The organism is Cupriavidus sp. 01L46, from assembly GCF_056399905.1.
The window spans coordinates 1-8113 of record NZ_JBFTSF010000296.1; the positions used below are offsets into that span (position 1 = coordinate 1).

Consider the following 8113-nt stretch of genomic DNA (forward strand, 5'->3'; position numbering starts at 1 on the left):
CGGTGGGCTTTGCCATTGCCGCTTCGTTTACCCACAATACCGTGGTGGCCATCGCCGCGCTGTCGCTCGCCGCCGCCGGCGTGCTGACCTGCGCCCCGCTGTTCTGGTCGCTGCCCACCGCCTTCCTGTCGGGGCTGGCTGCTGCCTCGGGCATTGCGGTGGTGAATTCGGTGGGCAACCTGGCGGGCTTTGTGGCACCGTACATGGTGGGCTACCTGACCGACCTCACCCACAGCACGCAGTCGAGCATGTATGTGCTGTCGGCCATGCTGGTGCTCGGCGCCGGGCTGGTCTGGCTCACCCCGGCCAAGCTGGTCAACCGCTAGGCCAAAAACACAAGAACTCAAGAACACAAGAACTCAAGAACCACGCACTTCTCCTGGAGCACCGCATGCCGCGTTTTGCCGCCAACCTGTCGATGATGTACACCGAGCACGCCTTCCTGGATCGCTTCGCCGCCGCAGCGGCTGACGGTTTCAGGGCCGTAGAGTATCTCTTCCCGTACGAACACACCGCCGCGGAGATCCGCGCGCGGCTCGACGCCAACGGCCTGGCGCAAGCGCTGTTCAACGCGCCGCCCGGCGACTGGCACGCCGGCGAGCGCGGCATGGCCGCCCTGCCCGGGCGCCAGGCCGAATTTCKCGACGCCTTCGGCCGCGCGCTGGAGTACGCCGCCGTGATTGGCAATGACAAGATCCACGTGATGGCCGGCCTGGTGCCGGCCGGCGCGGACCACGGGCGTCATCGCGCCTGCTACCTGGAAAACCTGGCGCATGCCGCGCAGGCCGCCGCGGCACAGGGCATCACGGTCCTGATCGAGCCCATCAACGGACGCGACATGCCGGGCTACTTCCTCAACCGCCAGGACGACGGCCAGGCCATCTGCAAGGAAGTGGGCGCGGCCAACCTGAAAGTGCAGTTCGACTGCTACCACTGCCAGATCGTGGAAGGCGACCTTGCCGTCAARCTCAAACGCGACTTTGCCGGCATCGGCCACATCCAGATTGCCGGCGTGCCCGAGCGCCACGAGCCGGACCTGGGCGAGCTGAACTACCCCTACCTGTTCGACGTGATCGATGGCCTCGGCTATGAGGCGGGGCCGGCTTTCTCGGCCTGCAACTGGCCCGCCAGCTGCTACAGCGCGGCACCCTGGACATCGACGGCAAGCCCGTCGCCATCGCGGGCCTGACGCTGCTCGACGTGGTAGCGCCGCCCCCGCTGAACGACGCGCGCGTGCGTGTGGTCACCGGCGACTTGTCCGACCCCGCCGTGCTGGCGCAGGCCATCGATGCACATACCGGCGCGGTGTTCCACCTGGCGGCGGTGGTCAGCGGCCAGGCCGAGGCGGATTTTGACCTGGGCATGCGCGTGAACCTGGATGCCGCGCGCGCGTTGCTGGAAACCTGCCGGGCGCTTCACGTGAAACATGGCAGCCGGCCACGCGTGGTGTTCACCAGTTCGGTGGCGGTGTACGGCGGCACCCTGCCCGCTGTGGTGCAGGACGATACCGCGCTCAATCCGCAATCCTCCTACGGCGCGCAGAAGGCCATCGGCGAGCTGCTGCTGTCGGACTACAGCCGCCGCGGCTTTGTCGACGGCCGCGTGCTGCGCCTGCCGACCATCAGCGTGCGGCCGGGCAAGCCCAATGCCGCGGCTTCGTCGTTTGCCAGCGGCATCATCCGCGAGCCACTGGCAGGCGTTGCCGCCAATTGCCCGGTCTCGCCGGAAACGCCGCTGTGGCTGCTGTCCCCGCGCGGGGCGATTGCCGCGCTGGTGCGGGGCATGGAGATCGATGGCGCGAAGTTTGGCGAACGCCGGACGGTGAACCTGCCCGGCTTGTCGGTCACGCCCAGGGAGATGGTGGCGGCGTTGCGGCGCGTGGCCGGCGACGCCGTGGCGGATCGCGTGAGCTGGGAGCGCGAGGCGCGCATCGAGAATATCGTCGGCACCTGGCCTGCCGCATGGAATACGGAGCGCGCGCTGGCGCTGGGGTTCCAGGGCGACGAGGATTTCGATGCGGTGATCCGGGCTTATATCGAGGATGCGGGCATAGCGGCACGTTKAACCCGCAGGCGCGTCTTGGCGGCGCTGGCTTGCACGCGGGCCAACGCCGCCGCACCTGGAACGACGGAAGCCGGACAGGTCAAGCGTCCGGCTTCACCACTTCATATGCCGTGATCGTTTCCCGCACCGGCCCCGGAATCGGCGCCGACTTCTGCGTGGTGGGATCCGCGCAGACATAGACGATTTCGCCCGTGACCAGGTGCTCGTCGCCACGGTACATCTCGACGCGGAACAGCATGCTGGAGCGGCCCAGGCGCGCAATCCGCCCCCGGATCTCCAGCATGTCGTCAAAGCGCGCGGACGCGTGATACTCCAGCGTGGATTTCACGACGAAGATATCCACGCCGTGCGCGTGCAGCACATCCTCCGGATACCGGATCCCCACCGCGCGCCAGTACTCCGTCACGCAGATATCGCAGTAGGTCAGGTAGTGCGCATTGAACACGATCGACTGCGGATCCACCTCGGCCCAACGCACGCGCAGCGGCATGCTGTGACGGAAATCTTCCTTCGCCATGTCGGCGTTCCCCTTGGTTGCCGGCCAGATATCGGCCCGATATGAAAACGGCGCCGGCCCCGGACAGGGCGGCGCCGGCATAAAGCGGCTAAGCCACGCTTATTGCGGCTTGTTCAGCCCTAGCTTGTCGATAATGGCCTTCTCTTTCTTGACCGTATCGGCGGCGAAGTGCGCATATTGCTCGCTGCTCATGTAGAACGGCTCCATGTCGAACTTGGCCAGCGCATCGCGGTAGTTCTGCATTTCCATGGCCTTCTTGAAGCCGTCGTGCAGCTTCTTGACGATCTTCGGATCGGTGCCCTTGGGTGCCACCACGCCGAACGGCGAGGTCTGCACGATGCCCAGGCCCAGTTCCTTCAACGTCGGCACATTGGGGAAGCGCGCCGAGCGCTTCTCGCCCCAGGTCGACAGCAGGCGCAGCTTGCCGGACTCCACGTACGGTGCCCAGGCCGGGGTGTCCGCCACCGACATCACGTGCCCGCCCAGCAGGGCCTGCATCGATTCCGAGTTGCCCTTGTACGGAATATGCGAGAACTGCACGTTCTGCTTCATGGCCAGCTCTTCCATGGTCAGGTGCAGCGTGGTCATCGAGCCCGGCGAGCCGTAAGTCAGGCGGCCCGGGTTGGCCTTGGCGTAGGCGATGTAGTCCTGCATGGTCTTGATCGGCGAATCCACCGGCACAACCAGGCCGAACGAGTAGCCGGCCAGGTTGATCACGTACGACAAGTCCTTGACCGGATCCCAGTTGATCTTGGTGGTGTACGGCAGGCGGTAGACCGGCATGGCTACCTGCGCCAGCGTGTAGCCGTCGGGCTGGGTCGATTGCATCAACTGGGCGGGCAATACCCCGCCGGCGCCGGGCTTGTTCTCGATGATCACCGGCTGGCCGAGGATCTTGGAAGCGTTTTCCGCCAGCACGCGGAACGGCAGGTCGGTGGAACCGCCCGCGGTATAGCCGATGATCAGGCGAATCGGCCGTTGCGGGAAATTGTCCGCCTGCGCCAGGGCCGGCGCGCTGGCCAGCCCCAGGGTAGCCGCGGTGGCGGCGAGCGCGCCCGCATGGGCGAGGAAATGGCGGCGTTGCATGAGTCTGTGTCTCCTATTGCTAATGCTACTGCTACAAGTAATGCACTACACGTAAAGCCAATGAAACCGGGGGTTCTGCGACCGCTTCGATCTGGCTGCAGGCTCCTGCCAGCAAGTCCCGCTCAGCCGTCGAAGGCAGCGCGCAAGGCGGCGACCGCGTCGCCATGGGCGCCGGCCACCGCCGGGACAAAGCGTCCCAGCTTGAAAAAATCGTGGATCATGCCCTGGTAGTCGGCCAATTGCGCCGGCACGCCCGCGGCGCGCAGCTTGGCCGCATAGGCCACGCCTTCATCGTGCAGCGGGTCGTAGCCCGCCACGGCGATCCAGGCCGGGCAGCAACCGCGCACGTCAGCACCCGTGCCACCACCGTCGAGCGGGGCAAAACGCCAGTCGTCGCGGCTGGTTTCGCTGTCCAGGTATTGCGAGAAAAACCATTGGATCATCGGCGCGGTCAGCAGATAGCCCTCGGCCAGCGCGCGATGCGAAGGCGTGTCCTGACGGGCGCAAGTGCCGGGATAGATCAGCATCTGCAGGACAGGCTCCAGGCCCAGATCGCGCGCGTGCACGGCGCAGGCGCTGGCCAGGGTGCCGCCCGCGCTGTCGCCGCCCAGGGCGATACGGCTGGCATCGGCGCCCAGGCGCGCGGCCTCGGCGAACACCCACGCCATGACATCGAACGCGTCGTTCGCCGCATGGGGAAACTTCCACTGCGGGCCGAGCCGGTAGTCCACCGACAGCACCATGCAATCCGCCTGCATGCACAGCAGCCGGCTCAGGGGATCGTGCGAGTTGATGCTGCCCACCGTGAAGCCGCCACCATGGAAGTACACCAGCAAGGGCAACGGCTCGGCCCAGCTGGCCTCTCGCGGCGCATACAGCCGCACYGGGATGTCGTAGCCATCGCGCGCGGCTACCGTCAGGTTCTCCACGCTGTGCACGGCCTGCGGCGCGATATCCATGATGGGCGCGCTCTTCTCGTACGCGGTCTTGGCGTCGGCCGGGTCCAGTTCGTGGATGGACGGACGCTTCACGCGCCCGATCAGCTCCAGCAACGCCGCCACCTGCGGGTCCAGCGGCACCGGCGGCATGCCGGGCATGGCAGGCACAGGCTGGGCAGGCGCAGCGGTGGAATCAGGCGGGACAGCGGACATGGACACTCGGAATCAGTAGCAACGAACCTTCGGCAGCAGCCGAATCCCCAGTGGCGTCAGCGCCGCTGGCGTTCGAATTGTGAACGATCGTTCGATTTTAGTATGATTCCAGATGTTTCTGCAGCAAAGCATATGAAATTTCCCTGGGGCTGGTCAGGGCGGCAGGTTTTGCGCGATCATCGACCATCGTCAGAAAAGCCAGAAGTCAGAAGAAATAGAAAACCCTCATCGACGGAGACAACATAGATGGCCTTCATTTATTACCTGACCCACATCCACCTGGATTTCGGCACCATCAGCCAGCTCAAGGCAGAGTGCGATCGCATCGGCATCCGGCGCCCGCTGGTCGTCACCGACAAAGGCGTGGTTGCCGCCGGCGTGGCCCAGCAGGCCGTCGTGGCCCTGGGCGGCCTKGCGCACGAGATCTTCGACGAAACCCCCTCCAACCCGACCGAAGCCATGGTCAAGAAGGCCGCGGCGCAGTACCGCGATAGCGGCTGCGACGGGCTGATCGCGGTCGGCGGCGGCTCCTCCATCGACCTGGCCAAGGGCATCGCCATCCTCGCCACCCATCCCGGCGAGCTGACCACCTACGCCACCATTGAAGGCGGCAGCGCCAGGATCACCGAACGTGCCGCGCCGCTGATCGCCGTGCCGACCACCTCGGGCACGGGCAGCGAGGTGGCGCGCGGCGCCATCATCATCCTGGAAGACGGCCGCAAGCTCGGCTTCCACTCCTGGCACCTGCTGCCCAAATCCGCCATCTGCGACCCGGGCCTCACGCTCGGCCTGCCGGCTGGCCTGACCGCCGCCACCGGCATGGACGCCATCGCGCATTGCGTGGAAACCTTCCTGGCGCCTGCCTTCAACCCGCCCGCTGACGGCATCGCCCTGGACGGCCTGGAGCGCGGCTGGAAGCATATCGAACGCGCCACCCGCGACGGCCAGGACCGTGACGCGCGCCTGAACATGATGAGCGCCTCCATGCAGGGCGCCATGGCCTTCCAGAAGGGACTGGGCTGCGTGCACTCGCTGTCGCACCCGCTCGGCGGCCTCAAGGTGGACGGCAGGACCGGCCTGCACCACGGCACCCTGAACGCCGTGGTGATGCCGGCGGTGCTGCGCTTCAACGCCGACGCGCCCAGCGTGGTACGCGACAACCGCTACGCCCGCCTGCGCCACGCCATGGGCCTGCCCCAGGGCGCCGACCTGGCCCAGGCCGTGCACGACATGACCGCGCGCCTCGGGCTGCCCACCGGCCTGCGCCAGATGGGCGTCACCGAAGACATGTTCGACAAGGTGATCGCCGGTGCACTGGTCGACCATTGCCACAAGACCAACCCGAAAGAGGCCAGCGCCGCGGATTATCGGCGTATGCTGGCGGAATCCATGTAAGTGCCGCGGCGGGCCGGCAGCACAGGTGCGCGGAACAGCCGGGGCGATCCAGCTTTACCACCCAGCACGGAGAAGAGGTCATGACAGGGGAACACCTGCAGGTCTTGCACGGAGACATCACCCGCATGGAAGTCGACGCCATCGTCAATGCCGCCAATAGCGGCTTGCTCGGTGGCGGCGGTGTCGACGGCGCCATCCACGGCGCTGGCGGTCCCGCCATCATGGCCGCGTGTCGCGGCATTCGCGAAACCAAGGGCGGCTGTCCCACCGGCCAGGCGGTGATCACCACCGGCGGCCTGCTACCTTCGCCTTATGTCATCCACGCGGTCGGCCCGGTCTGGCAAGGGGGCGGCCACGGCGAAGACGCCCTCCTTGCCAGCGCCTACCAGGCCAGCATTGCGCTAGCCGCGCAGCACAAGCTGCGCACCATCGCCTTTCCCAATATCAGCACCGGCATCTACGGTTTCCCGCGCGAGCGCGCCGTGGATATTGCCATCGAGGCCGTMCGCAAGGCCCTGGTGGCCGCACCCACCATCGAGCAGGTCAGTTTTGTCTGCTTCGATGACGAGAACTACCGCTTGTATCGGCACAGGTTGAGTTGAACGGCTGACGGGAAATCGGCATTCCCCGCGATTTCCCGTTTTGCTGTTTTGCTGTTTTTCTTCGCTGTCGCCGCCCGCTTTCCGGGTGCTCTCTTCCTTGCCTGCCACTTCAGGCTTTCCCACGAGAGGCGTTATCGTACTCAGGCAGCATCCAATTCGATATGCACACGCCGGCCAAGGGCCGTAGCGATATTCACCAGCGCGTCAAGGGAGAACCGGGATACGCGCCCGCGCAGCAGATCATTGACCCGCGGTTGGGTAACACCACAATGCCTGGCCGCATCAGCCTGTTTCCAGTCATTGGACTTGATGATAGCCGCGATTTGTTGCATCAATTCCGTCCGCGCGCGGAGATTGGCGGCTTGTTCCGGGGTGTCCGCAATGGCGTCCCACACGCTATTAAAAGTTTCGGCATTAGTCATTTGGCACCTCTCATCAGCTCCGTGTACCGGATCCTGGCTAGATCGATATCGCGCTGCTACGTGGCCTGCGTTTTCTTCTGGAAGGCATGCAGTACGTAGACCGCATCGGCCAACCTAGCCGTGTAGACCACACGATAGGTTCCTGAATCGTCCCACACGCGAATCTCTTCCACACCCTTGCCAATATCGGGCATGGGCTTGAAGTCGTCAGGCTGCTGCCCTCGCTGGACCTTGTCTAATTGGTAGCCGGCATCCTGCCTGGCATCCTCCGGGAACTCTCGCAAGGACTTGAGCGAGTTCCCGAGGAATCGGATTAGCTTCATGGCTCGAATATACTGATCTGGATATAAGAAGACAAGTCCTTTGCGACAACGCCTGCGATGCGACCCGAACCCGCCTCCTTCCCGACCTAACTCGCTACCACCGCCCCCTCCAACGCCAGCCCCACCGCAGCCTGCGCATGCAAAGCCGTGGTATCGAACACCGGCAGCGCCACATCATCCTGCCCGATCAGCAGCGTGATCTCGGTGCAGCCCAAAATCACCCCGCCCACGCCTTGCGCCTGCAAGCCGCCGATGATCCGCCGGTACACGTCGCGCGAGGCGTCGCGCACGATGCCGTGGCATAGCTCGTCGTAGATGATCCCGTGGACCAGCGCGCGGTCGGCGGCGTCCGGGACCACGACTTCGATGCCGTGCTTGTCCTGCATGCGGCCGCGATAGAAGTCCTGCTCCATGGTGAAGGCCGTGCCAAGCAAGCCCACGCGCCGGATGCCGGCGGCGCGCAAAGCTTGCGCGGTGGGATCGACGATGTGGAGAARGGGAATGTCGAGCGCGGCTTCCAGGACCGGGGCCACGCGGTGCATGGTGTTGGTGC

The 8113-nt window shown here is 65.5% G+C and carries 10 protein-coding genes and 1 pseudogene; 5 read left to right on the forward strand and 6 right to left on the reverse strand.

All coding sequences use genetic code 11. The features are described 5' to 3' along the window. The 3 genes and pseudogenes from AC1DS3_RS32050 to denD form a co-directional block, all read left to right on the forward strand. A pseudogene (locus tag AC1DS3_RS32050) lies at positions 1–326 on the forward strand (MFS transporter); the annotation flags it as partial. Between the two features lie 65 nt (positions 327–391). Further along, on the forward strand, positions 392–1189 hold the full coding sequence (otnI, locus tag AC1DS3_RS32055; protein ID WP_477128730.1) for a 2-oxo-tetronate isomerase: 798 nt from the start codon (positions 392–394) through the stop codon (positions 1187–1189). Then, positions 1114–2178 (forward strand): D-erythronate dehydrogenase, encoded by a 1065-nt coding sequence (denD, locus tag AC1DS3_RS32060; RefSeq protein ID WP_477128732.1) that lies wholly within the window; start codon positions 1114–1116, stop codon positions 2176–2178. The genes otnI and denD overlap by 76 nt, the downstream gene beginning before the upstream one ends. On the opposite strand, the gene AC1DS3_RS32065 is transcribed toward denD, so the two are convergent. The 3 genes from AC1DS3_RS32065 to AC1DS3_RS32075 all read right to left on the reverse strand — a co-directional run bounded on the left by AC1DS3_RS32065 (position 2144) and on the right by AC1DS3_RS32075 (position 4764). Then, complete coding sequence (locus AC1DS3_RS32065; protein WP_441634888.1) at positions 2144–2581, reverse strand: YbgC/FadM family acyl-CoA thioesterase; 438 nt, start codon at positions 2579–2581, stop codon at positions 2144–2146. The two genes, denD and AC1DS3_RS32065, sit on opposite strands and share 35 nt — an antisense overlap. A 99-nt stretch (positions 2582–2680) precedes the next feature. After that, positions 2681–3667: a tripartite tricarboxylate transporter substrate binding protein gene (locus AC1DS3_RS32070; protein ID WP_150990354.1), complete on the reverse strand. Its 987-nt coding sequence runs from the start codon at positions 3665–3667 to the stop codon at positions 2681–2683. 122 nt (positions 3668–3789) lie between these two features. Then, positions 3790–4764: an alpha/beta hydrolase gene (locus AC1DS3_RS32075; RefSeq protein ID WP_441634998.1), complete on the reverse strand. Its 975-nt coding sequence runs from the start codon at positions 4762–4764 to the stop codon at positions 3790–3792. Positions 4765–5064: 300 nt separating this feature from the next. On the opposite strand from AC1DS3_RS32075, the gene AC1DS3_RS32080 reads away from it, so the two are divergent. Then, positions 5065–6213, forward strand: a complete 1149-nt coding sequence (locus AC1DS3_RS32080) for an iron-containing alcohol dehydrogenase (RefSeq protein ID WP_441634886.1) — start codon at positions 5065–5067, stop codon at positions 6211–6213. Positions 6214–6293: 80 nt separating this feature from the next. Further along, complete coding sequence (locus AC1DS3_RS32085) at positions 6294–6815, forward strand: O-acetyl-ADP-ribose deacetylase (protein WP_441634884.1); 522 nt, start codon at positions 6294–6296, stop codon at positions 6813–6815. 140 nt (positions 6816–6955) lie between these two features. Here AC1DS3_RS32085 and AC1DS3_RS32090 read toward each other — a convergent pair whose 3' ends face one another. The 3 genes from AC1DS3_RS32090 to AC1DS3_RS32100 all read right to left on the reverse strand — a co-directional run. Then, positions 6956–7237, reverse strand: a complete 282-nt coding sequence (locus tag AC1DS3_RS32090) for a helix-turn-helix domain-containing protein (RefSeq protein WP_441634883.1) — start codon at positions 7235–7237, stop codon at positions 6956–6958. 56 nt (positions 7238–7293) lie between these two features. Continuing rightward, positions 7294–7560, reverse strand: a complete 267-nt coding sequence (locus AC1DS3_RS32095; protein ID WP_441634881.1) for a type II toxin-antitoxin system RelE/ParE family toxin — start codon at positions 7558–7560, stop codon at positions 7294–7296. 86 nt (positions 7561–7646) lie between these two features. Next, positions 7647–8113, reverse strand: a 467-nt coding sequence (locus tag AC1DS3_RS32100; protein ID WP_477128731.1) for an aspartate/glutamate racemase family protein, incomplete at its 5' end; no start/stop codon positions are given.

Bases quoted from the DNA above. Each gene is read 5' to 3' on its own strand.
- AC1DS3_RS32065 (WP_441634888.1), bottom strand. From the start codon at position 2,581: ATGGCGAAGGAAGATTTCCGTCACAGCATGCCGCTGCGCGTGCGTTGG.
- AC1DS3_RS32070 (WP_150990354.1), bottom strand. From the start codon at position 3,667: ATGCAACGCCGCCATTTCCTCGCCCATGCGGGCGCGCTCGCCGCCACC.
- AC1DS3_RS32090 (WP_441634883.1), bottom strand. From the start codon at position 7,237: ATGACTAATGCCGAAACTTTTAATAGCGTGTGGGACGCCATTGCGGAC.
- AC1DS3_RS32095 (WP_441634881.1), bottom strand. From the start codon at position 7,560: ATGAAGCTAATCCGATTCCTCGGGAACTCGCTCAAGTCCTTGCGAGAG.